This window comes from Shewanella sp. 492, from assembly GCF_059338445.1.
Genome location: NZ_CM181702.1, coordinates 822,550 through 847,528, shown reverse-complemented (window position 1 = coordinate 847,528; position 24,979 = coordinate 822,550). Strand labels below are relative to the sequence as shown.

The 24,979-nt window shown below is 49.2% G+C and carries 24 protein-coding genes; 18 read left to right on the top strand and 6 right to left on the bottom strand.

Going from position 1 to position 24,979, the window contains the following annotated elements; translation table 11 throughout:
* Positions 1-165: 165 nt before the first annotated feature.
* The 4 genes from aptA to AC5YBX_RS03785 all read left to right on the top strand — a co-directional run bounded on the left by aptA (position 166) and on the right by AC5YBX_RS03785 (position 4,320).
* Positions 166-1,494: an omega-aminotransferase AptA gene (gene aptA, locus AC5YBX_RS03800; RefSeq protein ID WP_475515994.1), complete on the top strand. Its 1,329-nt coding sequence runs from the start codon at positions 166-168 to the stop codon at positions 1,492-1,494.
* Between the two features lie 54 nt (positions 1,495-1,548).
* Complete coding sequence (locus AC5YBX_RS03795; protein ID WP_475515993.1) at positions 1,549-3,039, top strand: CoA-acylating methylmalonate-semialdehyde dehydrogenase; 1,491 nt, start codon at positions 1,549-1,551, stop codon at positions 3,037-3,039.
* Positions 3,040-3,109: 70 nt separating this feature from the next.
* Positions 3,110-3,475 carry a cupin domain-containing protein gene (locus AC5YBX_RS03790; RefSeq protein WP_494524385.1) on the top strand — a complete coding sequence of 122 codons (366 nt, stop codon included), beginning with the start codon at positions 3,110-3,112 and terminating at the stop codon, positions 3,473-3,475.
* Positions 3,476-3,597: 122 nt separating this feature from the next.
* Entirely contained in the window at positions 3,598-4,320 is a 723-nt protein-coding gene (locus tag AC5YBX_RS03785; protein WP_475515991.1) for a TorF family putative porin, read from the top strand.
* A gap of 101 nt (positions 4,321-4,421) precedes the next feature.
* Here AC5YBX_RS03785 and AC5YBX_RS03780 read toward each other — a convergent pair whose 3' ends face one another.
* On the bottom strand, positions 4,422-4,601 hold the full coding sequence (locus AC5YBX_RS03780; RefSeq protein ID WP_494519931.1) for a hypothetical protein: 180 nt from the start codon (positions 4,599-4,601) through the stop codon (positions 4,422-4,424).
* Positions 4,602-4,819: 218 nt separating this feature from the next.
* Between AC5YBX_RS03780 and AC5YBX_RS03775 the strand changes: the two genes are divergently transcribed.
* Positions 4,820-5,164 carry a DUF3634 family protein gene (locus tag AC5YBX_RS03775; RefSeq protein WP_475515989.1) on the top strand — a complete coding sequence of 115 codons (345 nt, stop codon included), beginning with the start codon at positions 4,820-4,822 and terminating at the stop codon, positions 5,162-5,164.
* 147 nt (positions 5,165-5,311) lie between these two features.
* Here the strand turns inward: AC5YBX_RS03775 and AC5YBX_RS03770 are convergent, their stop codons facing one another.
* Positions 5,312-6,229 (bottom strand): polyprenyl-phosphate transporter, encoded by a 918-nt coding sequence (locus AC5YBX_RS03770; RefSeq protein WP_494519932.1) that lies wholly within the window; start codon positions 6,227-6,229, stop codon positions 5,312-5,314.
* A gap of 229 nt (positions 6,230-6,458) precedes the next feature.
* Here AC5YBX_RS03770 and AC5YBX_RS03765 point away from each other — a divergent pair, with 229 nt between their 5' ends.
* The 3 genes from AC5YBX_RS03765 (at position 6,459) to bamJ (ending at position 8,215) form a co-directional block, all read left to right on the top strand.
* Positions 6,459-6,944: a hotdog fold domain-containing protein gene (locus tag AC5YBX_RS03765; RefSeq protein ID WP_494519933.1), complete on the top strand. Its 486-nt coding sequence runs from the start codon at positions 6,459-6,461 to the stop codon at positions 6,942-6,944.
* 43 nt (positions 6,945-6,987) lie between these two features.
* Positions 6,988-7,650 (top strand): DUF1294 domain-containing protein, encoded by a 663-nt coding sequence (locus tag AC5YBX_RS03760; protein ID WP_494524384.1) that lies wholly within the window; start codon positions 6,988-6,990, stop codon positions 7,648-7,650.
* A gap of 91 nt (positions 7,651-7,741) precedes the next feature.
* Entirely contained in the window at positions 7,742-8,215 is a 474-nt protein-coding gene (gene bamJ / locus AC5YBX_RS03755; protein ID WP_494519935.1) for a BamJ family beta-barrel-assembly machinery protein, read from the top strand.
* Positions 8,216-8,547: 332 nt separating this feature from the next.
* On the opposite strand, the gene AC5YBX_RS03750 is transcribed toward bamJ, so the two are convergent.
* A complete protein-coding gene (locus AC5YBX_RS03750) occupies positions 8,548-9,771 on the bottom strand; it encodes a M24 family metallopeptidase (protein WP_494519936.1) in 1,224 nt (407 codons plus the stop codon).
* Between the two features lie 181 nt (positions 9,772-9,952).
* Entirely contained in the window at positions 9,953-11,140 is a 1,188-nt protein-coding gene (locus AC5YBX_RS03745; RefSeq protein ID WP_494519937.1) for an MFS transporter, read from the bottom strand.
* Between the two features lie 177 nt (positions 11,141-11,317).
* Between AC5YBX_RS03745 and AC5YBX_RS03740 the strand changes: the two genes are divergently transcribed.
* From AC5YBX_RS03740 to AC5YBX_RS03710, 7 genes are all read left to right on the top strand, one after another.
* On the top strand, positions 11,318-13,105 hold the full coding sequence (locus tag AC5YBX_RS03740; protein WP_494524383.1) for an aminopeptidase P family protein: 1,788 nt from the start codon (positions 11,318-11,320) through the stop codon (positions 13,103-13,105).
* Positions 13,106-13,418: 313 nt separating this feature from the next.
* A complete protein-coding gene (locus tag AC5YBX_RS03735; RefSeq protein ID WP_475515982.1) occupies positions 13,419-14,717 on the top strand; it encodes a DEAD/DEAH box helicase in 1,299 nt (432 codons plus the stop codon).
* A 227-nt stretch (positions 14,718-14,944) separates the two neighbouring features.
* Positions 14,945-15,577, top strand: a complete 633-nt coding sequence (locus tag AC5YBX_RS03730; protein WP_475515981.1) for a DUF2913 family protein — start codon at positions 14,945-14,947, stop codon at positions 15,575-15,577.
* Positions 15,578-15,614: 37 nt separating this feature from the next.
* Positions 15,615-17,093 carry a carboxypeptidase M32 gene (locus AC5YBX_RS03725; RefSeq protein WP_494524382.1) on the top strand — a complete coding sequence of 493 codons (1,479 nt, stop codon included), beginning with the start codon at positions 15,615-15,617 and terminating at the stop codon, positions 17,091-17,093.
* Between the two features lie 160 nt (positions 17,094-17,253).
* Positions 17,254-17,736 carry a GNAT family N-acetyltransferase gene (locus AC5YBX_RS03720; protein WP_475515979.1) on the top strand — a complete coding sequence of 161 codons (483 nt, stop codon included), beginning with the start codon at positions 17,254-17,256 and terminating at the stop codon, positions 17,734-17,736.
* A 54-nt stretch (positions 17,737-17,790) separates the two neighbouring features.
* The gene (locus AC5YBX_RS03715) at positions 17,791-18,039 is read left to right on the top strand and encodes a DUF2960 domain-containing protein (protein ID WP_110456014.1); all 249 of its coding nucleotides are present in this window, start codon (positions 17,791-17,793) and stop codon (positions 18,037-18,039) included.
* A gap of 57 nt (positions 18,040-18,096) precedes the next feature.
* Positions 18,097-18,606, top strand: coding sequence for an RDD family protein (locus AC5YBX_RS03710; protein WP_494524381.1), 510 nt, complete (start codon positions 18,097-18,099; stop codon positions 18,604-18,606).
* Positions 18,607-18,698: 92 nt separating this feature from the next.
* On the opposite strand, the gene lptG is transcribed toward AC5YBX_RS03710, so the two are convergent.
* Both lptG and lptF read right to left on the bottom strand, forming a co-directional pair.
* Positions 18,699-19,757, bottom strand: coding sequence for an LPS export ABC transporter permease LptG (lptG, locus tag AC5YBX_RS03705; RefSeq protein ID WP_475515977.1), 1,059 nt, complete (start codon positions 19,755-19,757; stop codon positions 18,699-18,701).
* The gene (gene lptF, locus AC5YBX_RS03700) at positions 19,754-20,866 is read right to left on the bottom strand and encodes an LPS export ABC transporter permease LptF (RefSeq protein ID WP_494519941.1); all 1,113 of its coding nucleotides are present in this window, start codon (positions 20,864-20,866) and stop codon (positions 19,754-19,756) included. The genes lptG and lptF overlap by 4 nt, the downstream gene beginning before the upstream one ends.
* 221 nt (positions 20,867-21,087) lie before the next feature.
* On the opposite strand from lptF, the gene pepA reads away from it, so the two are divergent.
* The 3 genes from pepA to AC5YBX_RS03685 all read left to right on the top strand — a co-directional run bounded on the left by pepA (position 21,088) and on the right by AC5YBX_RS03685 (position 24,740).
* Positions 21,088-22,596 (top strand): leucyl aminopeptidase, encoded by a 1,509-nt coding sequence (gene pepA / locus AC5YBX_RS03695; RefSeq protein ID WP_475515975.1) that lies wholly within the window; start codon positions 21,088-21,090, stop codon positions 22,594-22,596.
* Positions 22,597-22,768: 172 nt separating this feature from the next.
* Complete coding sequence (locus tag AC5YBX_RS03690) at positions 22,769-23,548, top strand: EAL domain-containing protein (RefSeq protein ID WP_475515974.1); 780 nt, start codon at positions 22,769-22,771, stop codon at positions 23,546-23,548.
* A gap of 727 nt (positions 23,549-24,275) precedes the next feature.
* Complete coding sequence (locus tag AC5YBX_RS03685; RefSeq protein WP_475515973.1) at positions 24,276-24,740, top strand: rhodanese-like domain-containing protein; 465 nt, start codon at positions 24,276-24,278, stop codon at positions 24,738-24,740.
* The last annotated feature ends 239 nt before the right edge of the window (positions 24,741-24,979 follow it).

The following is a 24,979-nucleotide window of genomic DNA, read 5'->3' as shown; positions in this document are numbered from 1 at the left end:
CCTAGATTACGCCTTTCGTTAATAAAATTTCAATATTTTTTACAAAAAGATATTTTTCGCTACAAATAATGCACAAATCACTTTCATGTTCATTATTTCTGACATAGCATAGCAAATATCGACCACTCAAAAAAACAACAAATAAACCGAACCAAGGTAAATGATATGGAACACGATAATAAGACAGGGCAAACACTCGACCACTATTGGATGCCATTTACCGCCAATAGGCAGTTTAAACAAAGCCCGCGATTACTTGCTCAAGCAGAAGGTATGTATTACACCGATGTGCACGGCCGTGCCGTGCTCGACGGAACTGCTGGCCTGTGGTGTTGCAACGCAGGACATGGCCGCAAGGCGATTTCTGAGGCGGTGAGCAAACAGATCCACGAAATGGATTACGCCCCCTCGTTTCAGATGGGCCATCCTCTGGCATTCCAGCTAGCCGAGCGCCTTGCCGATATCGCGCCCGCTGGCATCAATAAAGTGTTCTTTACCAACTCAGGCTCTGAGTCAGTAGATACGGCATTGAAGATTGCCCTCAATTATCACCGTGCCCGAGGTGAAGCCACTCGCACCCGCTTTATCGGACGAGAGTTGGGCTACCATGGCGTCGGCTTTGGTGGGATTTCCGTCGGCGGCATCGGCGGTAACCGCCGTACCTTTAGCCAGCAATTACTGCAAGGGGTCGATCACCTGCCCCACACCCTAGACATCAACACCAATGCCTTTTGTAAAGGGCTGCCCGAAACCGGAGCAGAAAAAGCCGATGTCTTAGAGCAATTGGTTACCTTGCATGGTGCTGAAAATATCGCGGCTGTGATTGTCGAGCCAATGTCAGGCTCTGCAGGGGTGATTTTACCGCCACAGGGTTACCTTAAACGGCTACGTGAAATCACTAAAAAGCATGGCATCTTATTAATTTTTGATGAAGTGATCACCGGTTTTGGCCGCGTAGGCGATGCCTTTGCCAGCCAGCGCTGGGATGTCAAACCCGACATGATCACCACGGCAAAAGCACTCAATAATGGCACCATTCCCATGGGCGCGGTGCTGATTGATGATGCGATTTATGATGCCAGCATGGATGCACCTGAAGGTGCCATTGAGCTGTTCCATGGCTACACCTACTCAGGCCACCCAGTAGCTGCGGCTGCGGCATTAGCCACGCTCGATATTTATCAAGAGGAGCAACTCTTTGCTCGCTCGCGCTCACTTGAAGATTATTTTGAACAGGCGGTGCATAGCTTAAAAGGGCTGCCCAATCTTATCGACATTCGCAATACCGGCCTTGTCGCTGGTCTGCAATTTAGTCCAAGCGAAAAAGGCATAGGCAAACGTGGCTTTGGCATTTTTGAAACCTGCTTCAATAACGGCACCTTAGTCAGAGCGACTGGCGATATTATCGCCCTGTCACCGCCACTGATTGTCGATAAACAGCAGATAGACCACATGGTCAATACGCTCAGTGATGCCATTACTGCGGTGGGCTAATAGGCCAGCGTCCATCGAATCCATTTTATCCCATTTTTTAGGAATACCAGTGTTATGCAACAGATAAACCATTACATCAACGGACAGCACAGTAACCAGAGTGAGCGCTCAAGCGCCGTATTTGAACCCGCCACTGGCGAACAAAAAGCCAGTGTCTCGTTAGCCAGCGCTGCAGAAGTGGCCGGCGCCATTGAGCTGGCGAAGAAAGCCCATGGCCCTTGGTCACAGATGACGCCGCTGAATCGCTCACGCATCTTATTTAAGTTTAAAGCCTTAGTCGAAGCCAATATGGATGAACTCGCGGCGATGATCACCCGCGAACACGGCAAAGTACTCGATGACGCCAAGGGCGAAATCATCCGTGGTTTGGAAGTGGTCGAATTTGCCTGTGGTATCCCCCACCTGTTAAAAGGCGAGCATACCGAGCAAGTCGGTGGTGGCGTCGATGCATGGACACTCAATCAATCCTTAGGTGTGGTGGCCGGCATTGCCCCCTTTAACTTCCCTGTCATGGTGCCCATGTGGATGTTCCCAATCGCCATCGCCGCAGGCAACACCTTTATCATGAAGCCGTCAGAAAAAGATCCCAGCTCAGTGATGCGCATGGCCGAACTGCTTAGCGAAGCGGGTTTACCTGATGGCGTATTTAATGTCGTCAATGGCGATAAAGAGGCGGTCGATACCCTGTTAACCCATCAAGATGTTCAGGCGGTCAGCTTTGTGGGTTCAACCCCTATTGCGCAATATATCTATGAAACTGCCTCGAAACATGGCAAGCGCGTCCAAGCCTTGGGCGGCGCTAAAAATCACATGTTATTGATGCCAGATGCCGATCTTGACCAAGCGGTAAGCGCATTGATGGGCGCGGCCTACGGCTCAGCAGGAGAGCGCTGCATGGCCATTTCGGTGGTACTCGCTGTAGGTGATGCCGGGGATGCATTAGTCGACAAACTGCTGCCGCAAATTAAGGCGTTACGAGTGGGTAATGGTCTAGAAGCCGATATGGATATGGGGCCGCTCGTGTCGGCGCAGCATCTTGATAAGGTTCGCAGCTATGTCGATATCGGTGTGGCCGAAGGCGCGACACTGCTTGCCGATGGCCGTCAATTGAGCGTTGCCGATCACCAGCAGGGTTATTTCCTCGGGGGCTGCCTGTTTGACCACGTCACACCGGAGATGACCATTTATAAAGAGGAGATCTTTGGCCCAGTACTGGCCATTGTGCGCGTTAAAGATTATGCCCAAGCCCTACAGCTGATCAACGATCATGAGTTTGGTAACGGCACCGCCATCTTTACCCAAAGCGGCGAAGCGGCGCGCCATTTCTGTCACCACGTTCAGGTGGGCATGGTCGGTGTCAATGTGCCGATCCCTGTGCCAATGGCATTCCATAGTTTTGGCGGCTGGAAACGCTCTTTATTTGGACCACTGCACATGCATGGCCCCGATGGCGTACGTTTTTATACCAAGCGTAAAGCGATCACCGCTCGCTGGCCTAAACCGAAAGAAGCGCAGGCTGAATTTGTTATGCCAACAATGAAATAAACCTATAAAACAATTAAAAAAAGGGTGCAGTTCTCGCTGCACCTGTATATGTTTAACCATTGGAGATGTAATGACAAAACAAGTCGATGCCATCATAAATCTTGCTCTACATAGCACTCAGGTTGAGCACTATGATGTAGCCAAAGAAAAAGTGCTCTCTGGCGACCCAAAACAACAGCTTGAAAATCATTATTCCAGCCCATGCGATCAGTTTCACACGGGTGTATGGCAAGGTGAAAAAGGCAGTTGGAAGGTCAATTACACTGAGCACGAATATTGCGAAATTTTAGCGGGTAGCAGCGAGATCACCGACAGCCTAGGCAATAGCATAACCGTGATCAAAGGCGATCGTTTTGTGATCCCAGCAGGCTTCTCTGGCGTGTGGAAAGTGATTGAACAATGTAGAAAAATTTACGTCATTTTTGAACCGAAGTAACTGAGTTCGATTGTGAGTAATCGCCATGATGTCTCAGCAATAGCAGCTGTTGTTTGGCTAAATTTGGTATTTTTACTCGTTTAAAAATACCCATGTCAACAAAGTGAAATGGAGAAATTACCGTGCATAAAAAATTTAATAAGAAACGGATTGCCCAAGCGGCGGCTTTGACCTTAACAGCAGCGCTACTCTCACCAATAGCGCACGCTGAAGTGTCTGGCGAAGTGAGTGTTACAAACGACTACCGCTTTCGTGGCGTGTCACAATCGGCTGGCGATTTTGCCATACAAGCTGGTATCGATTACAGCATGGACAGCGGCTTCTTTGTAGGCGCTTGGGGCAGTAATGTTGATTTTGATGATCCAGAAGATGGTAATGGCGCCGACATAGAGGTCGATCTCTATGCGGGCTACGCTGGAGCCATTGGTGAAGAAGTCGAGTATGACGTGACTTTACTCTACTACACCTACCCAGGTGATGATGTCTCACAAGATTACCTTGAAGGCTCAGTCGGTTTCTATTTTGCCGACTTTCATGCAGCCTATTGGTACACCAATGACTACGGCGGAAGTGACTTAGACTACCACTACACTGAACTCAACTACGGCTGGGAATTCGCCGACAACTGGAGCCTAGACTTGCATGTAGGCTACAACTTTGGTGATGCGCCAGATGATGATATGGGTAAATATGTTGACTACTCAATTGGTGTCTCAACAGAGCTTGCTGGCATCGGCTTATCTGCCGCTTGGTTAGATAACGATATCGATAGCGAGTACCAATTTGATGAAGGCAGCTTCCGTAATGACAGTACTTTCTTAGTCTCGGCAAGTTACGCTTTTTAAGCGCTTAACCTGATATGAAGTGCAGCACTGCACTCATTGCCCATCAAAAAACCGCCATTTGGCGGTTTTTTATCTTTCACTCAGTACATTCACCAGTAACGCTAGTCGGTTAATTTAGGGCTTTCACCATTACGGATCTTATCGGCCAGTAAACGCCACTCGCCCCCAAGTTGTTCATGATGCTGTTTTCGCTCTGGAAAAGTCGTAGATAGACGCTCTACCAATTCGGCTTGTTGTTCACATAACTGCGCCCAGCGGCGTGCATTAGAAAGTTGCATCATGTCATCCTTAAGTGATGTAAATCGCTCCCTGTAAACCACCAATCCACACTCGCCACTGGTGTTACTCATAACCCTACCTATTGGCAAAGTACGCCGCAAAAGCGGCAACCTAAGCAGGAAAAAATAAGTATAGCCATCTTTTAAAAAGTTGATCTGCAGCGCTATGAAAAAACCGCCAGCGGGAGTATCTTGATTAAAAAGTGCAATAAGGAGTTAGCATGACAGCGACAGTACTCAAAGTTATCTTTATTCTTGTCGGTTTAATGTTGGTATATAAACTTATTTTTAGCGGTAAGAAGGGACTCACCCTATTTGAGATGCATTTTAAACAGGGCCGCCTGACTGAACACAAAGGCAAGATCCCCGAAAAGTTCCTGCGTGAATGCAGGGCGATCGCCAAGGCTGAAAAACTTACCTGTGTGGTGCGCGCTGAAAAAGCGGGCGATGTTCGCTTACATGTTTCGGCCAATGTGGGGGATAGCATTACCCAGCGTATTCGTAATGTATTTCCGTTCGAATACTATGATAAAAAAACCACCGACAACTCACGCCAAGCGGGTTAACTCAATCCTATTAAACGAAGTCGGCCTAGCGCTCAAGCTAACCTTGAGCGCTATTGTTAAAGTGTTGCGTAATGACACGCCTCATCCTTGCTCCACTGATAAACTGTTACCATTGAGCCAACAATGGCTAACGGCTTATGTTTTAACTCAACGTTTCCTTCCCGCAAAGTATTCCAGCGCCCACACCAAAGCGATACCGGTACACATGGCCACAAGCGCCCAGATAAACTGTGATGGCTGGCCAGTCACGGCTTCAAACTGCATGGGTGATAAGTTTTGCTCTAGCAGTGGCACTTGTTCTCCATGGGAGTTAGTGCGCCACGTCAGCACTTGTTTCCATGGCCAAATTTTACCTAAGGTGCCCAGCATCAAACCGGTCAAAAAAATCAATGTGGCGTCATGATACTTACGCAGTAATGCCGATAAGAGATGACTAAATGACAGCAAACCAACAATACAGCCCGCCGCAAAGGTCGCCAACACAGCGATATCGATATTCTTGGCCGCGCTCAGCACCGAGGTATACAGGCCCAGTAGCAGCAAAATAAAGCTGCCGGAGATCCCCGGTAACAGCATGGCGCAAATCGCAATACAGCCGCCAATAAAGACATTTAAGTAGGTCATCTCCATTGCGATAGGGTTAAGCATGGTGATGCCCCACGCAAATACAGCGCCCATTACAAACAAGGCCAAACGCACCAGACTAAAACCCTGTACCTGCTTTAACATATGCACCACAGAGATAATGATCAGGCCGAAGAAAAACGACCACACAGGGATTGGGTGAGCCACCAGCAGATAGGTGATCAATTTAGCCAAGGTAAAGATACTGGTTAAAATACCGCCGAATACCGCGAGTAAAAATGGGCCATTGATATGTTCAAACGCGGCCTTAATGCCCTGCTGACGAACGAGCTTAATCAGATTAGGGTTAATGCGGCGGATACTCTCCAGTAGGGTGTCTAAAATTCCGGTAATAAACGCGATAGTACCGCCAGATACGCCCGGCACCACGTCGGCGGCGCCCATCGCCATGCCCTTTAAATAAGTCAGCAGGTATTTCACTCAAAATCCTTATGTTAATGATTAATGCTTAGGCTCTGGAGCCTCTGTGGGGAATTATACCCATGCTCACGAAGCAAGTGGAAATGAACTTTGTTTTATTCAGTTTTAATCATCTCTGCGGCCGCTCTACTGCGCCCCAATTGTTAACTAGCCCCTATTGTTAACTAATTGTGATTAGGCTAACCTAGGCACTCATCAGACCAGATAAATATAATCATAGACACTCATAATGAAACAGAAACCCACCAAAGTTATGCGCCTCTACCACAGGCTGAGCAAACTCCCCCTTGGCAATAAGCTGTTCTCAATCATGGTGGCACGCATGGCCCCCTATTTTGGCACCATACGCCCGTTGATCACCGAGTTACGCCCCAATTACTGCCAATGCCTGATCAAAAAACGTAAGGCGGTGCACAATCATATTCAGACCGTGCATGTTATCGCCATCTGTAATGGCTTAGAAATGGCCATGGGGGTAATGGCTGAGGCCTCTATTCCGGCGCACCTAAGGTGGATCCCCAAAGGGATGAGTGTCGACTATACCGCAAAGGCGGGCAGTGACATCCGCTGCGAAGCTGTGGTACAACCTGAGCAATGGGTTGAGGGCGATCTATTGGTGCCCGTGACCGCTTATGATCAAGATGATGTTGTCGTTGTAAAAGGACATATCAAACTGTGGATCTCGGCCAAACCCACCCCAAAAGCGGCGGCTTAGGCGCTAGCTTCCTCATTACCCCATACAGGATGTAGGTACCCCATTGAGACCACTAACAGGCACACTCGTTAATTGGAATAACGACAAGGGTTATGGCTTTATTCAACCCGATAATGGCAACGAACGACTGTTTCTCCATATCAGTAGCTTAGGGGCGCAGGCTACAGCGCCCAAAGTCGGTGTTAAATTGCATTACCAAACAGCAAAAGACAAGCAGGGGCGCAGCTGCGCCCTCATCGTCGATGATAAGGGCGCGCCCGTGTATCAGCGTAGAGGCAAGATTAACACCAAAGCTAAACGGCATAAACACAAGGCCCCCTCTCGCTTTGGTGGACAACTCGGGGTTAGGTTACTGCTGATTGGCGCCTTGTTTAGCGGTCTGTTCTTTGCCAGCCTAATGCAACGCCTACCTATTGGCTTAATACTCTATTATCTCCTTGTTAGCCTAATCACGTACCTTGCTTACGCCCAAGATAAACAGGCGGCGCAAACCGGGCAGTGGCGCATCAAAGAAAATAGTTTACAACTCTTAGCACTCATTGGTGGCTGGCCTGGTGCCCTGCTCGGCCAACATTCATTGAGGCACAAATCTAAAAAAGTGACCTTTCGTCTTGGCTTATGGCTAATGGTGCTATTAAACAGCAGCTTGCTTATCTGGCTGGTGACAGATAATGGCCAAGCCATGCTTAAGCAATGGTTAAGGTAACCCATTTTCAATAGTTTATACCGATGAGATAGCTATATTTAGCCTAAGAGATTGGTTATCATGGCGCCAGGGTTAACCAGAAGAATTGACTATGAGAATGTTATTAGCGGTTGTCGTTATTGCTGGAGTGTTGTTCTACTTCTACAGCAGCATGAACAACCAAAAAGCGGCCAAAAAAAATATCGAAATTGGCCAGAAATTTTTAGCCGACAATAAAAACCAACCGGGCGTGGTCGAGACCTTATCAGGCCTGCAATATCAAGTACTGGCTAAAGGAGAAGGTAACGTCCATCCCAAAGCCAGCGATACCGTGACGGTGCATTATCACGGCACCTTAATCGACGGCACAGTCTTTGACAGCTCAGTTGAGCGCGGTGAGCCCATCGCTTTCCCGCTTAATCGGGTGATTAAAGGGTGGACCGAAGGAGTACAATTGATGAGTGTTGGCGACAAGTATCGTTTCTTTATCCCAAGCACGCTCGCCTATGGCAACCGTGCAACGGGTAAAATTGAGGGCGGCTCGGTACTGATTTTTGATGTTGAACTCATCAGTATCGACAACTAGTCGCAAGAGCGACGCTCGCTCAACAAAAAACGCGCCCCCCAAGGCGCGTTTTTTTATGCATTAATCATTAGGGCCTGTTGATCTTTGCTGGTTGAATTTTGTTCGAGACAAAAACGTTTTAATTGAGGCGAGTGGATTGCAGCCTAGTCATCTAAGCAAAATTCACTTAACAAAGAGTAAAACGTTTTTAGCCGACCCCTTCGGGCAACGTTTGTTGGTCATTTCTACTGCGTTCTCAGCTTTTTATGTAGAACAACTACACCACAAAGCTTCTGCCTTGTATAAATGCCCAGCAATTCGCTGCAAAAACAACCTTGAAAGATCAACAGGCCCTAGTACCCAAATGGGTTATCGATTGAGTGAGCAGGCTCGGTAAACCATACTGGGCCCTGCTCTGTCATGTAAAAGTGATCTTCATGCCGCACACCAAACTCACCCGGCACACACAGCATAGGCTCATTACTAAAGCACATTCCCGCTGCCAGTGGTGTGTGATCGTTTAATACCAAATAGGGCCACTCATGGATATCGAGTCCAACACCGTGACCGGTACGATGTGGCAACCCTGGCACGTCATATCCAGGGCCAAAACCTGCGGCCTCCAGCACATCACGCGCGGCGCGATCGACACTAGCACAGGTCGCGCCAATTTGAGCCGCATCAAATGCCGCAAGCTGAGCCTCTTGCTCTAACTGCCATAACTGTCGCTGGCGCGCACTAGGCGTGCCAAACACATAGGTGCGAGTAATATCTGAATTATACCCATGTAACTGGCAACCAGTATCGATAAGCACAGTGTCATTTAATGCTAACGCCTTAGGCGATTTCACTCCATGGGGGTAAGCGGTGTCTTCACCAAAGAGTACAATACAAAAATAAGAGCCAGCAGCAATGCCGACCGCCTTATGCGCGTCGTTGATAAAGGCTTCTACCTCGGCTACCGTGATCCCTTCATATAAGATACGCGCCGCCGCTTGGTGCACCGCTAAGGTCATCTCTTTCGCCCGTTGCAGCAGGGCTAACTCCTGAGCCGATTTTATCATGCGGCAGCCCGCAGTAATGGTTTTAGCATTGACATACTCAAGATGCGGCGCCACTTGACGCACACCGTCAAAGATAAAAAAGGCGGCAGATTCATCGATACCGACCTTACCTTGCGCTACGCCCATCTGCGCTAATACCTTAGCGCACAAGGCATAAGGGCTCTCATCTTCATGCCAAGTATTCACCTCGCCTTCAATCACCATAAAGCCGAGTAGGGTCGATAATTCAAATGCCGGCGCGATATATTGCAACGCACCGTTAGCCGGTAAGATAGCCCCCACCATGCGCTCGCTAGCATACCAGCGCGTGCCGGTAAAATAATACAGATTAGTCCCCGCATTAAGGTAGATGGCATCTATCCCCTGCGCTTGCATTAATGCCTGCGCCTTGGCAATTCTTGCCTGATATTCAGCGTAGCCTATCGCCTCAACCCCTTGAGTCATATCAACAAGCTTGGCCAATTCCTGTGCCGGCGTTGAACCACCTATACCGTTTGTCGTCGTTATTGTCATTACACTACCTTTGATGCGTCGGCGCTAACCTGTTAGCGCCACTCATCTGATTAAATGAAGGGATGATTATTTGGCATAAAGTATACAAAAATTTAGCCGTGATTAAATAGCAAATCGTGCGCCGCGATTGGCCCACTCAGGGTTAATAAATAGAAGTTCAATAAGCCCGTTAAGGCTCAGGCTATAACTCAAGTTTCTGCTCTTTGCTTACCGTTATTCGCCCCCACGCCATCAACAACAAATGCATGGCGATCAACGGAATGCAGGTCACGAGCATCACTTCCCAGCCCATATTATGTAACACCCAGCCGGCGCTGAGTGATGCCACCGCTTGGGCGCTAAAAACAAAAGCATCGTTAAAGGACTGCACCTTAAAACGCTCATCACTATGATAAAATTGCGGTAACAGTACCGTCCCACCCACAAAGAGAAAATTCCAACCGATCCCGAGTAACACCAGTGCCAGCCAGTAATTAAGCAGATCATGCCCCAGCAAAGCCACCACAATGGTGATCCCATAGGCGGCAAGCCCCACCAGCATCATAGGTTTGGGGCCAAATTTTGACATCAAATAACCACTGAATAATGAGGGGAAATACATCGCAATAATGTGACTTTGGATAACCCATTTAGTATCGGCTAATGAATGGTGCTCAACATGGTGCATATGCAGTGGTGTCGCGGTCATAATAAAACTCATCATGCCATAACCTATGGTGGCCGCGCCGATGGCGGTCCAAATCTGAGGTTGCAACAAGATCTGCTTTAAGTCTCGACCGTCGCGGCGCTTAACCACCTGACGCCCCATCGGCGCATCGACGTTTTCATAAAAGCTTAATATCACCGCAGCGGTTAGGCACACTAAGGTTAAAAAGATAAAAGCGCCCACATAAGGCTGGCTTATCAGCTCAGATCCTAAGACTGCCAATTCGGGGCCAAAGAACGCCGCCACCAGCCCGCCGACTAACACCCGTGATGCGGCTTTAGCCCCATCAATGGCTGCCACCGACTCCATCGCCGCAAATCGATACTGCTGCACCACCGCCCCGGCTGCGCCCAGCATAAAACCGCTCACACAGAATAAGCCAAACCAATGCAACTGCGTGGCAATCGCCGCAACCACACCGGCGCAGGCGCCTAACAATGCCCCCGAAATAAACACTGTTTTACGCCCAAAACGGCGCATTAAGCGGCTCACTGGAATTACCGATAACGCTACGCCTATCACCATCATGGCGATGGGTAGCGTCGCTAATGCGGCGCTTGGGGCCAGCTCGACACCAATTAAGCCCCCTAGCAACATCATCATCGGCGTGGCGCTCATGGCGAACGCCTGCGCTAGGGTTAATACCCATACATTTCTTGGCATTAGCTTACTTCCTGGTCAGTTATCTTATTGTCATTATTATCGATACAAGATAAACCAGTATGGCCGTTGCAATCTAGTACAAATCCTTAACGGCACTTCCAACCCACGCCAGCAACTGCGATAATCCTTGCACTTAAAGCCCGACGCCACAAGATTGTGGTAATAACAGGAGCCATAATGACCCAACCGATTGCAGAACGCCTTAGCGCCGTGCGCGCCGAGATGACGACCGCTAATATCGATGCTTTTATCGTCCCTCGAGCCGATGAATACCTCGGCGAATATGTGCCAGAACGCAACGAGCGTTTACACTGGTTAACCCATTTCACCGGCTCTGCCGGTATGGCTATCGTGTTAAAAGAGCACGCAGCCATCTTTGTCGATGGCCGTTACACAGTGCAAGTGAAACAACAAGTCGATGAGACGCTGTTTCAATATCAAAGCCTCACCGACACGCCGCAGATCCCCTGGTTAATAACACAGCTGCCGAGCGGGGCTAAGGTCGGCGTCGATGCACGCTTACATTCACTGAGTTGGTATCAAGATGCCAAGACCCAGCTCGAACGCGCAGGCATTGAGCTGGTCTGTGTCAGCGACAACCCTATCGACAGGCATTGGCATAATCGCCCTGCAGCATCGACCCATGAGATCATTTTATTTGATCAACAAAGCGCCGGGGCCAGCAGCCACGACAAGCGCATCCACATTGGCCAATTGATTAAACAAGCCGGCGCCGATGCGGCGCTTATCGCCGCACTGGACTCATTTTGCTGGTTGCTGAATATTCGTGGCCGCGATGTGCCTCGCTTACCTGTGGTACTGGGCACCGCTTTGCTGCATGCCAATGGCGATATGGTGTTATTTACCGACATCAATAAACTGCCCGCAGGCATCAGCGAACACGTAGGCGCAGGCGTCAGCTTTAACGCTGAAAGCGAACTCGAAACTGCGCTAAGCCAACTCAATGGCGTTAAGCTATTGGCTGACCCCAACAACGCCAACGCTTGGATGCAACTGGTTGCCGAGCAACATGGCGCTAAGCTCATCACAGGTGACGATCCGGTCGCCTTACCCAAGGCGCAGAAAAACCCAGCAGAATTAGCCGGCATGACCGCCAGTCATATCCGTGATGGTGTGGCCGTCAGCCAATTTTTAGCGTGGTTAGACAACGAAGTGGCCGCCAAACGTCTCTATGATGAAGGCCAACTGGCCGATAAATTGGAAAGCTTTCGCCTAACCGACCCGCGCTATCGCGAGCCGAGTTTCGATACCATTTCGGCCGCTGGCGCGAATGCGGCGATGTGCCATTACAATCATAACAATGGCACGCCCGCTATGATGAGCATGAACAGTCTCTATCTGGTCGACTCTGGCGCGCAATACCTCGATGGCACCACAGATGTGACTCGCACTATCGCCATTGGTGATGTCACCGATGAGCAGCGTAAGATGTTCACCTTAGTGCTTAAAGGCCATATCGCACTTGACCAAGCACGCTTCCCTAAAGGCACCACAGGGCAACAGCTCGATGGCTTTGCGCGCCAATACCTGTGGCAGCACGGCTTCGATTATGATCATGGCACCGGCCATGGCGTCGGCCACTTCTTAAGTGTGCACGAGGGACCACAGCGGATCGGTAAAAACAGCAACAATGTGGCTTTATTGCCCGGCATGGTACTGTCCAATGAGCCAGGATATTACCGCGCCGATGCGTTTGGTATTCGCATCGAAAACTTAGTCGCCATTCGTCCATGCCAAGCATTGGCTGGGGCTGAACGAGAGATGTATGAGTTTGATGCGCTCACCTTAATCCCCATTGATACGCGCCTAGTTGAGCGCCAGTTGCTGACAACGCAGGAGCTCACTTGGCTTAATGATTATCATCAACGAGTGCGTGACACCTTATCACCATTAATGCAAGGTGACGCGCTAGCTTGGCTATTACAAGCAACCGCAGCGATTTAAGTTACGTTCAAGTGATGACAACTTTTCTGTAAAAAATATCGATAAACAGCACCGAATCTAGGTGCTGTTTTTATTTCTACTGATAAAAACTCACTCAGGGCTTACCTAGCATTACATCCAAAGCTCGAACTTTATTAAGCGCACTTACCCCAATACAATAAAAGTGCAGGTTTTAACCAAAAATTTTGCTATACTCCGCGGCCGCCATTTGGCGTCGGTCATTAATCTAGCGATGCGTTCTCTACTGATTAAATAGACCAAACTAAATTGTTATATTGTCGATATGTTGAATAGGTAAAAACAGGATACCCCAATGAGATTTGAATCTTTTAGTTTTGCTCCAGAGATTGTGCGTGCTATCTCCGATTGTGGCTATCAAAAAATGACGCCTATTCAGCAGCAAGCGATTCCAGCGATTCGCCGTGGTCAAGATGTACTGGCTAGTGCACAAACCGGTACTGGTAAAACAGCAGCCTTCGCGTTGCCGATACTGCAAAAGATGGTTGATAAGCCAAGCGAAACCCAACGCTCAAACACCCGCGCCTTAATTTTAGCGCCCACCCGAGAACTCGCGGCTCAAGTGGCTGACAATATCAAAGAGTACAGCCGCTATCTGCCTATCTCTGTGCTGACCATTTATGGCGGCGTCAAGATGGATACCCAAGCGCAAAAGCTGAAAAAAGGGGCCGACATTATTGTCGCCACGCCCGGGCGCTTACTCGAGCATATCCAAGCCTGTAACTTGAGCCTGTCGAATGTGGAATTTTTGGTACTCGATGAAGCCGACCGTATGTTGGATATGGGCTTTATCAGCGACATTCAAAAAATCTTACAAGCAGTAAACAGCAAGCGTCAAAACCTGTTGTTCTCGGCGACCTTCTCTAATGCCGTTAAGCAACTGGCTAACGAAATGTTGGTTAAACCAAAGCTTATCAGCGTGGACAAACAAAACACCACAGCGGTAACCGTCAGCCAAGTGGTTTATCCGGTAGAGCAACGCCGCAAGCGTGAGTTACTGTCTGAGCTTATCGGTAAGAAAAACTGGCAACAGGTGTTGGTGTTTACCGCCACCCGTGAAGCGGCCGACACCTTAGTGAAAGAACTTAACCTTGACGGCATTCCTGCGGCCGTGGTCCACAGTGAAAAAGCCCAAGGCAATCGCCGCCGTGCGCTGCGCGAATTTAAAGAGGGCAAGGTACGCGCATTGGTTGCGACCGAAGTGGCCGCTCGTGGCTTAGACATCCCAGCGCTGGAATATGTGGTTAACTATGATCTGCCCTTCCTCGCCGAAGACTATGTGCATCGTATTGGCCGTACAGGCCGTGCCGGTCGCAGCGGCGTCGCCATCTCTTTGGTGAGCCGTGAAGAGGAGCGCACCTTAGCCGATATCGAAAAATTGATCGGCACTAAGATCCGCCGCATCACTATTCCGGGCTACGAAGTGGGCAGTCGTGAGCTGCTGATTAAACAGCTGCAAAAACGTCGCAGCTTTGCTAAAAAGCAACAGCGTAGCGACAATGTGGGCGCGCAGGTGATCGCTGAGAAGAACATGGGCGCTCGCCGCGTCAAAGTGAAGAACTCGGCAAACGCTAAAATTAAGAAGCAAAAATAATCGACGTACGGTCACAAAATTATTTACTAAACAATTAAGGCACTTAACGGTGCCTTTTTTGTGCACCGCGCTTAATTATGCATCGTAAGCCGCGTGCCACTAATAGCCTCAGCATCGTTCGCTATCGCGAACAAGCACAGGGTGATCACCGCACTCTAGGGCGTTAGCGACAACATAAGGTATACTCGGCGGGCAAATTGCCCCCTTTTTTTGTGCTCGGAGAAACCATGACAGAGCAAACCTATAATCAAGCCCTCGTTGAATTAGCGCAAGCAGGACTGGCCGCTTTAGCTGCACGCGCCGACAGCCCCAACGCCCTTAAAACCGCCGCGGCCGAGAGTCACTTTATCTGCAGTTGGATGGCGCAATCGTTAAAGGAGCGCCGTTTTTCAAAACTGGTGGCTGACGATCTGAATCACTGGATCCGCGACGGACGTAGCATGGGCGCCGCAGCTAATCTGCCGGGGTTACTGGCTCGTATCGACCAGCAATACCGCGCAGCGATGGACAACCACACCATTGGGGCATCGCTGCAAACTATGCTCGACTCTCTCAACGAGGATGACTGGTTGGTGATTGTGGATTGCGAAGTCAGTGGCAAACTCAAGCTCGACAGCGATGGCCGCAACAGCTTAATCATCTCAGTGGAGCAATATGAGCAAGATATTGCCGAGGGTAAATTACTAAAACCTATTACCCTTTATGTGCGCAGCGATGAACAAGCGCTCGCTAAGTTAGCCGCCGAGCATCAATTGTTGCTCAGCGCGGGGAATAAAAAAGCCAGCTTAATTAAGCATCATAAGGCCTATAAGCTCTATCCTAATAATCGACAGCCGGCGCTTGCCCTGCTCGTCAAATAACTAAAATAACCCCGATAGCCAGCCAACGAGACAGCCCATGACATCAAGATCACACTACAATGCCCTGTGCCAGCAGTTTAAAACCATCTATCATTTTGAGCACTTACAAGCCCTTGGTGACTGGGATCAAGCCACCATGATGCCAGCGGGCGGCAGTCAGGCGCGGGGTGAAGCGATGGCGCAATTAGCCTTGCACATTCATGCATTAAAAACCGCCCCCAGCCTAGCGGAACACTTGGCCCGCGCGGCCGACGAGCCCTTATCTGCCGCGCAACAGGCTAACCTGCGTGAAATGCGCTATCAGCAGCTACAAGCGACCGCGCTGCCGGGCAAGTTGGTGCAGGCGAAAACGCAATTAACCTATACTTGTGAACATGCCTGGCGCGCCCAGCGACAACAAAACGACTGGCAAGGATTTAAACCAAATTTAGAAGCCGTTATCGCCTTGGTGCGAGAAGAGGCGCAGATCTTAGGTGAGGCACAGCAGCTTGCGCCCTACGATGCGCTGCTGAATAAATTTGAGCCCGGTACCACTATGGCGCAAATTGATCGCGTGTTTGGCGACCTCAAAACCTGGTTACCCTCGCTCATCCAGCAGGTACAAGCCAAGCAGCAAGAGTGGCCGACCAAGACGCTGCCTCACGCGACAATCGCCCAGCAAAAAGCGCTCAATCTAGATGTGATGACCTTGCTGGGGTTTGACTTTAAGCAGGGCCGACTCGATACCAGCAGCCACCCCTTTTCAGGCGGAGTTCCGGGCGATGTGCGCATCACAACCCGCTATGATGAGCATGACTTTTTAACAGCACTCTTTAGCACTATCCATGAAACTGGCCACGCCAGATACGAGCAAGGCTTACCCCTTGAGTGGCGCGGCCAGCCCGCAGGTAATGCACGATCCATGGCGATACATGAAAGCCAAAGTCTATTTTTTGAGATGCAGATGGCGCGCGGCACGGGCATATTGCCGCTATTACTGCAACGCATTAATCACCATTTAGGCTGCCAGCTCAGTGAACTAGAGCTACAACATTGGCTCACGCGAGTCTCACCGGGGCGCATTCGCGTCGATGCCGATGAGGTCACTTATCCCTGCCATATCATGTTGCGCTATGAGGTGGAAAAAGGCCTGATTGAGGGTCGTTTAACGGTAGCCGATCTGCCCGAATTTTGGGATGCCTCGATGCAATCACTCTTAGGTCTATCCACCCAGGGGGATTATCGCAACGGCTGTATGCAAGATATTCACTGGCCAGTGGGTGAACTGGGTTACTTCCCAAGCTATAGCTTAGGCGCCATGTATGCAGCCCAATTTAGCGCCAGCATGCAAAACCAAATTGGCAGTATCGATGCCTTAATTGCCGCGGGCGAACTGACATTAGTGACCCAATGGTTACAGGACCATATTTGGTCGAAAGGCGCATTACTGACAACTGATGAGTTAGTCATCGCCGCCACTGGAGAGACACTAAACCCGGCGCACTTTAAGCAGCATTTAATGACTCGCTACCTCTAATTTTCCTGGGGTAATGGCATCTAGATAGTCGCACCGTGATCACCCTGTACTTGCCATCACGGGGCGGCTTATAACGCCCAAATTGATTAGCCTAGCCAGCTGTGAGACCATCAACATTAATCACCACTGACAAGAAAGCGACTCATAGAGTACAACCGCCATGATTATCCGCCCTATTCACGCCGCTGACTGGCCCGCGATACTGCAGATCCAAGATGAGTGCTACCCCAATATCGAACCCGAATCGCTACAGGCACTGCAAAGTAAGGTACAACTGTCACCAGACTCTTGCTACGCCATCGAACGTAACGAGCAACTGATTGGCTATTGCCTCGCCCATCCATGGCAATTGGATCAGCCGCCAACATTAGAGCAGGTAGTAACTCAGCCTAGCCGCTGCAATACCCTGTATCTGCACGACATCGCCTTATCATCCAAGGCCAGAGGTTTAGGCGCGGGTGAACAGATCTTTAAGCGCTTAATCGATAACGCCAAACAGCACAATGTGGCCAGTATCTCTTTAGTGGCCGTGGGCGGTGCTCACACATATTGGCAACGATTAGGCTTTAAATCGCGTATAATCAGCAAATCTCTCGACGACTACCCCGCTGACGCCTGCTATATGGTGTATCCGTTAGCTTGAGCTGGGTCTGTAAGTCGATGAAAAATTAGTTAATTACATATTTAAGAGAGCAATATGGCCCGTAGAGTCGGTTACACCTTTAACAAGCAGTACAAAGAGATCAACTTCGTTTACGACAAGTATAACGACATGTATGAAGCGGTTGCAGCCGCCGAAGGGGTCGATTTGACCCGTTATCATGCGATGGAAGCCCAAGTGGCGATGACCTCTAAAGGCTCACAAGCGGTAAAAGATTATCGCTTAAAAGAGTTTGAGCGCTTTGGCTTTACCAAAATTCACTTTATTCGCGATGAAGTCGAATAATCAGATCTTAATGGCAGCCATAACAGCCCTAGCTAACCTGTAGATGTAGGAACTCAAATGTCCAATAGTGAACACGCTAACTTTCCTCGGGCGGGATTTATTCGCCGCCTCGGGGCCATCGTTTATGACTTATTACTGGCCGTGGCGGTATATATGATCGCTGGCGCCATCGGCTTTGGTGTCTTTATCGCACTCACCGCCAGCGGCATGTTATCGATGCAAGGTGTTGATCATGTCTCCGATCTGCTCAACGGCACCCCGCTTTATCAAGGTCTGTATCAGCTGTGGATCGCCTTGTGTGTAGGGCTGTTTTACGTCCTGTTTTGGAGTTACGGCGGCCAAACCCTCGGCATGCGCGCTTGGCGTCTGAAGATCCAACACCCTAACGGCCAAAGCCTGAGTGTGATCACCGCCACCGCACGTTTAGTCTGGTCACTGCTTGGCATAGGTAATTTGTGGATCTTAATCAATGGCGACAAGCTCGCGCTGCAAGATATGATGACCCGCTCTGAAGTGGTGGTATTGTCTAAAGAAGCCAACCAACTGCGTAATTGGCACGGGGTATAACCCTCAACACCAGCATCAAAAAAGGACCATTCAATGGTCCTTTTTTGTGCTAGGTGCTAGGTTTTCGCGCAACGAGCTTAAACCTTTCAGCCTTATTTACGAATGTAGTAAATCGCCAAGCTACTGAAGATCAAAGGCGGCATTATCGCCCCAAGAATAGGCGGTAAGCCATACACTAAGGTCATGGGGCCAAATATCTCATTACAGATATAAAAACTGAAACCGGCCATCACCCCCAATAACACTCTGGCGCCCATGGTCACGGTGCGCAGCGGCCCAAATACAAACGACAGCGCCACCAACATCATTACCGCCACGGTCACTGGCTGCATCACCTTACGCCATAGTGCCAGTTCATAACGACCGGAATCTTGATTGTTAATCTTTAAATAGTCCAGATAATCCACCAAGCCTTCGATAGACAAGCCCTCGGGTTTCACCGACACCACGCTAAGCTTATCTGGCGTAAGCGTCGATTCCCAGCGGTAAAGGGTTAAATTGCTCGAGCTCACCCTATCTTGTTCCAGCAAGGTTTGACGCACATCCAAGAGGCGCCAATGATCGCCCGAATAGACTCCGCGCTTTGCCGCAATCGTGCGCACCAGGTTGAGTTCGGCGTCAAACTCATACAGTACAATATTACGTAGGTTATCAATACTTTGGATTTCACCTATATTAACAAATAGATCGCCATCTTTAGCCCAGATCCCACGGCTGGATTTAAACAGACTACCGCCAGACACTTTCACCGCTTGCAACTCTTTCGCGTGACGCTCGGCAACGGGTGCGCCCCATTCCCCCAAGGCCATCACAATTAGCATCAGTGGCACCGCGGTTTTCATCGCCGATAAGGTAATTTGAAAGCGTGACAAACCAGATGACTGCATCACCACTAACTCAGAGTTAGAGGCCAGCATGCCCATGCCGATCAACGCGCCGAGTAGCACCGCCATCGGGAAAAACATCTCAATATCACGAGGGATCAAAAACAGCACGTAAATGCCTGCATCCACCATGGAATAACTGCCGCGCCCCACGACACGCAGTTGATCGACCCACTTAATAATGCCCGACAAACCGGTAAGCACCAGCAAGCACAATGCCGAGGTGGTGATCAGGGTGCGGGCGATATAGAAATCTAAAATTCTCATGCGGCCACCTTCTTACGTCTTAGAAGGCCAGCAAGTTTGGCGCCAAAAGGTCGTTCCTTACCCAGTAGCAATATGCCTAACAACAGCGCCGACGCATGGATCCACCACATGCCTAAATAGGCCGGGATCACCTCATCTTCGAGTGCTTTACGCCCGGCAATCATCAAACCAAAATAACCTAGGTAAAGTAAAATCGCCGGAAACATCTTGGCAAACTTACCTTGACGCACATTAACCCGCGCCATGGGCACGGCAATTAAGGTCATAAAGGGGATCGCCAACGGAATGGCCAAACGCCAATGGAACTCGGCGACGGCGCCCGCCCCTTCGGTGGCCATCAATTGGTCGATAGGCAAAGCCGACAACTTACGCCTTCGCTGATCCACCTCTTGCTCTTTAATCTGCATCTCATACCCGCTAAATTCAACCAACTGATAGTCGAGTTGATTAGGAGTATTTTGGTACTGAGTGCCCTCGTTTAGCTTGAGCCTTTGCGCGCCCGATTCATCTTCCACCACACTGCCCCCATGAGCGACAACGATGTTGGATTGCCCCGAATCATCCTCAGGATCAGGTAACTGGGCCACAAATACTTTATCTAGTTGATTGTCACGGCCAATACGTTCAACAAACAATACCGCTCGACCATTGGGGCTGGTTTGAAAACGCCCTTGAGTGATTGCCGCGAGTCCCGCTTCAGACTGGGCATGTTCTAACACGCGATTTTGCGCCTCTTCGGCCCAAGGCGTCACATAAATCGATAATATGCCGGTAAACAGCATATTGGCTAGCGCCAGCAGTAGAGTGACGCGGGTGATATACCATTCGCTTACCCCGACCCCATGTAACACCACCATTTCACTTTCGGCATACATGCGCCCATGGGCCACCAAAATGCCCAAAAACAGGCTTAAGGGCACTACAAGTACGGCAAGGTAAGGCAGGTTAAGGCCAAGCAGGGTCATGACTAAGGAGGCCGGAAACTCTCCTTCGGATGCATCAGCAAGTACGCGGACAAAATGTTGGCTAATAAAAATAGCTAACAGCACTAAAAGTACCGCCATTTGCGCTTTTAAAACTTCTCGAATCAAGTATCTAAATACAATCACAGGCAGGATCCAGTCCCTAAACTTATATTTATGCTGGTGTCAGCCTACTTTTCATGTAGACTGTCTACTTTTGGTAGTTTTGTGACCAAACCTTAACTAAACTTGGCAGAAGAACACCCATAAAATTAACAGCGGTGTACCATTTTTTAGGGACGATTTGGACATAAGCAGACATTATCTAATAAATAATAAAATTTGTCTTTAAGAATCTAGGAGAGCTCATGGAGTTTAGCGTTAAGAGCGGCAGCCCAGAAAAACAACGGTCAGCCTGTATTGTCGTTGGTGTCTATGAACCTAGACGCCTATCTGGTATTGCAGAGCAACTCGACAAAATCAGTGAAGGCTATATTAGTAACCTTTTACGCCGTGGCGATTTAGAAGGTAAACCTGGACAGATGCTACTGTTGCATCATGTACCTAACGTGCTAAGTGAGCGCGTACTATTGGTTGGCTGTGGCAAAGAGCGCGAGCTCGATGAGCGCCAATACAAGCAGATCATCACCAAAACCATTAACACCCTCAATGAAACGGGTTCGATGGAAGCGGTGTGCTTTTTAACCGAGCTGCATGTTAAAGGGCGCGATACCTACTGGAAAGTCCGCGAAGCGGTCGAAACCACCCAAAACAGCTTGTACTGCTTCGATGCACTCAAGACTCGCAAAGGCGAAACCCGTCGTCCGCTGCGCAAATTAGTGTTTAATGTGCCTACCCGCCGCGAACTGACCTTAGGCGAACGGGCTATCGAACACGGCATGGCCGTCTCTTCAGGGATGCACCTGTGTCGCGACGTGGCCAATATGCCACCTAACATCTGTAACCCTGCTTACCTTGCCTCACAAGCACGTCAAATTGCCGAGCACCACGACACCTTAAAAGTGAGCACCCTAGGTGAAGAGCAAATGGCCAAACTGGGCATGAACTCCTACCTTGCCGTCGGTCGTGGCAGCGACAACGAATCGGTCATGACGGTCATGGAATATAAGGGGTCGGTCGACAGCACAGAAAAACCTATCGTATTGATAGGTAAAGGTCTTACGTTTGATTCTGGCGGTATTTCTCTCAAACCTGGCGAAGCCATGGATGAGATGAAGTACGACATGGGCGGCGCAGCCGGTGTGATTGGCGCAATGAAAGCCTTATGTGAGCTTAAGCTACCTATCAATGTAGTGGGCATCTTAGCCGGCTGTGAAAACATGCCGTCGAGCAATGCTTACCGCCCGGGCGATATCTTAACCACCATGTCGGGGCAAACCGTTGAGGTACTCAATACCGATGCGGAAGGCCGCTTAGTGTTATGCGATGTACTGACTTACGTTGAGCGTTTCGACCCAGAGTTGGTGATCGATACCGCGACCCTAACGGGCGCCTGCGTGATCGCACTGGGTAAGCATGCTTCAGGGCTGTTTTCGTCACATAACCCATTAGCACACGAGCTACTTAATGCGGGTGAGCAAAGTGGTGACCGCGCATGGCGCATGCCACTGTGGGATGAGTATCAAGAGCACCTTGAAAGCCCCTTTGCCGACATGACCAACTTAGGTGGCCGCCCAGCTGGCGCTATCACCGCGGCGTGTTTCCTGTCACGCTTTACCAAAAAGTACAATTGGGCCCACATCGACGTTGCAGGCACAGCATGGAACAGTGGCGCAAACAAGGGGTCAACTGGCCGTCCAGTGCCTTTGTTAACCCAATTTCTGATCAATCGCGCCGGTGTTGAACAAGGCGAGTAATTGATACAGTAAAAAGGTTTTTGGCCGATAAAAGTGAAGCGCTCAGCTTCACTTTTTTTATCTGGCTAACAACCGAGCGGATCGCCAAGTGCTGTAATCACTTTCAACCACTTGTTGATGCACAGTAAACCGACTAACCTAACCATAAATTAGACCTGACAAGGGATGTCTGGTGGAAGAAACCATTTTGAATTCAGACTTTAATCTCGACAAATTTTCTTGTAGCAACTGCGCCAACAACACCCAGTTATGCTTTGATTTTACCATGGCCTTTCAGCCCATCATTAATATTAAGCAACAGCAGATATTTGGCTATGAAGCCTTAGTGCGCGGCTTAAATAATGAATCGGCCTTTTCTATTATCTCCCAAGTCACCGAAAAAAATCGTTACGCCTTCGATCAGGCGTGTCGGGTAAAGGCCATTGCCTTGGCCTCTAAGCTTGAGCTCGACTCTATGCTGAGCATCAATTTTTTACCTAATGCCATTTATCAACCCGAGCGCTGCATTCGCACCACCCTCGCTGCTGCCAAAGAGTATGGCTTTCCCACCAATAAAATCATGTTTGAATTTACCGAGGTGGAAAAAATTGAAGACAGCAACCATGTTCAACGTGTAGTCGAATACTATCGCTCACTGGGGTTTATCACCGCAATCGATGATTTTGGTGCAGGGTATGCCGGACTGGGCTTATTAGCCAATTTCCAGACCAATATCATTAAGCTCGACATGGATCTTATCCGTAATATCGACCAAGACATTGCGCGCCAAGCCATTGTAAAACACACCCTCAATATGTTTAATGAGCTCAACATCACCTGCCTAGCCGAAGGCATAGAAACTGTCGAAGAGATGGTTTGGCTGCGTGATATTGGTATTGAGCTAATGCAGGGCTACCTGTTTGCCAAACCTGGATTTGAGCACCTGCCACAAGTCGATTTTTCTCAGTTTTAACGCCTCAATCGCCACCAAAGAGTTAAGGTGCCAATCAAACGCGCTCACCACACTATTTAGGGACATGAGTTATTGACCAAGAGCGCGGCCTAACGCTGCGCCTTTTAACCCTGACAACCGCCAGCCACTAATACAGCAAGCTAATTCTTCAAGCCAGCCCTTAAAACCAGTCTTTCAAGCCCGTCTTTCAAATCTATTCTTCCACCGACGGCATTAACTCACCTCAGCAATAGACACACTCATATATCCTCATGGCCATTCACGCCGCAGTTTTGTCATCGCGGGCCATTTTTACAATTGAATAATCTTGATATTCAGCATCAGCATATCTGCTTTAGGTTTTATAACATCTAAATCGGCAAAATATGTCTCTACCCTGCACAACAAAAAGCAGTGATAAACACCATATTTTTGCCGATACACACTATAAAACCAGCACTGGATTACCCACTGATTAATTGAGAATTTTTGATTTATCATCGGCGAATGCAGTGTGATTAAGCTCAATATATCCCCAAATGCCTAAGCTCATAATAGCCCAACTCATCTACAGCCCAACTCACCTTTCATCGCCGAAAACGCGCTGGGTCTGCGAGATGAAACACAGTGTGAAATCTGTAAGGAATACTGCCAACGTCGCTCTGTTAGCGCCAATTGCAGTCGTAATAATGCGCAAGCTTAGCCCGGTTAGCCATCACCGGCACGACATAAAAGGAAACACTATCCAATGAAATCGTACTTAAATATTGCCTTAATCTGCGTTGCATTCGGCCTCAGTGCCCAAGCACAAGCCTTTGATGCCAAGTTAGCCCAAAGCTATCAGCAGCAGTTTAACAACGCCAAAGGCGCGACCGTGGGTAAGGCCATTGGCCTAATGAGTCCCGATGCCTTTATAACGCTGGCTCAATCAAACCAACCCATGCTTGCCATCGATATTCGCACCCCCGAAGAGCGTGGCATCTTTGGTTTAGGGATAAACCAGCAAATCGATATTAGTCTTAATGAGCTATTTACCCCAGAAAACCTCGCCAAGATCCCAACCGATAAACCTGTGGTGATAGTGTGTAAATCTGGCCTTCGCGCCATGGCCGCTGGCACGGCGCTGCGTCATCTGGGTTATGACAATGTCAAAGTGCTCAAAGGCGGCTTTGCCAGCCTGACAAAACAAGTTAGCCCCAAACTGGCAAAATAGTGTCGGCGCAAATGAAAATGGTCAATGGCCTGCTTACCAAGCAATTTAACAACGCGAACATCATGAGTTCGCCCGAAAAAAGGAGGTGATGACCCCAATACGCTGCAATACATAGTTAATTATCATCTGTTTATCATCTCTGCATTTAGGCAGCCTGTAAGGGCTGCCCTTTTTTTATCAATTAAAACGGCCACTCCGGCCTTAATCGTTATCTTTATGGTCAAGGAGTTGGCATCTAG

What these genes read in the sequence shown, in the direction of transcription:
- aptA (WP_475515994.1), top strand. Translation starts at nt 166, where the DNA reads ATGGAACACGATAATAAGACAGGGCAAACACTCGACCACTATTGGATG.
- AC5YBX_RS03750 (WP_494519936.1), bottom strand. Translation starts at nt 9,771, where the DNA reads ATGACAATAACGACGACAAACGGTATAGGTGGTTCAACGCCGGCACAG.
- AC5YBX_RS03725 (WP_494524382.1), top strand. Translation starts at nt 15,615, where the DNA reads ATGACATCAAGATCACACTACAATGCCCTGTGCCAGCAGTTTAAAACC.
- AC5YBX_RS03685 (WP_475515973.1), top strand. Translation starts at nt 24,276, where the DNA reads ATGAAATCGTACTTAAATATTGCCTTAATCTGCGTTGCATTCGGCCTC.
- AC5YBX_RS03740 (WP_494524383.1), top strand. Translation starts at nt 11,318, where the DNA reads ATGACCCAACCGATTGCAGAACGCCTTAGCGCCGTGCGCGCCGAGATG.
- AC5YBX_RS03790 (WP_494524385.1), top strand. Translation starts at nt 3,110, where the DNA reads ATGACAAAACAAGTCGATGCCATCATAAATCTTGCTCTACATAGCACT.
- AC5YBX_RS03720 (WP_475515979.1), top strand. Translation starts at nt 17,254, where the DNA reads ATGATTATCCGCCCTATTCACGCCGCTGACTGGCCCGCGATACTGCAG.
- AC5YBX_RS03715 (WP_110456014.1), top strand. Translation starts at nt 17,791, where the DNA reads ATGGCCCGTAGAGTCGGTTACACCTTTAACAAGCAGTACAAAGAGATC.
- AC5YBX_RS03765 (WP_494519933.1), top strand. Translation starts at nt 6,459, where the DNA reads ATGAAACAGAAACCCACCAAAGTTATGCGCCTCTACCACAGGCTGAGC.
- pepA (WP_475515975.1), top strand. Translation starts at nt 21,088, where the DNA reads ATGGAGTTTAGCGTTAAGAGCGGCAGCCCAGAAAAACAACGGTCAGCC.
- AC5YBX_RS03775 (WP_475515989.1), top strand. Translation starts at nt 4,820, where the DNA reads ATGACAGCGACAGTACTCAAAGTTATCTTTATTCTTGTCGGTTTAATG.
- AC5YBX_RS03730 (WP_475515981.1), top strand. Translation starts at nt 14,945, where the DNA reads ATGACAGAGCAAACCTATAATCAAGCCCTCGTTGAATTAGCGCAAGCA.
- AC5YBX_RS03735 (WP_475515982.1), top strand. Translation starts at nt 13,419, where the DNA reads ATGAGATTTGAATCTTTTAGTTTTGCTCCAGAGATTGTGCGTGCTATC.
- AC5YBX_RS03710 (WP_494524381.1), top strand. Translation starts at nt 18,097, where the DNA reads ATGTCCAATAGTGAACACGCTAACTTTCCTCGGGCGGGATTTATTCGC.
- AC5YBX_RS03795 (WP_475515993.1), top strand. Translation starts at nt 1,549, where the DNA reads ATGCAACAGATAAACCATTACATCAACGGACAGCACAGTAACCAGAGT.
- AC5YBX_RS03745 (WP_494519937.1), bottom strand. Translation starts at nt 11,140, where the DNA reads ATGCCAAGAAATGTATGGGTATTAACCCTAGCGCAGGCGTTCGCCATG.
- AC5YBX_RS03780 (WP_494519931.1), bottom strand. Translation starts at nt 4,601, where the DNA reads ATGATGCAACTTTCTAATGCACGCCGCTGGGCGCAGTTATGTGAACAA.
- bamJ (WP_494519935.1), top strand. Translation starts at nt 7,742, where the DNA reads ATGAGAATGTTATTAGCGGTTGTCGTTATTGCTGGAGTGTTGTTCTAC.
- lptG (WP_475515977.1), bottom strand. Translation starts at nt 19,757, where the DNA reads ATGAGAATTTTAGATTTCTATATCGCCCGCACCCTGATCACCACCTCG.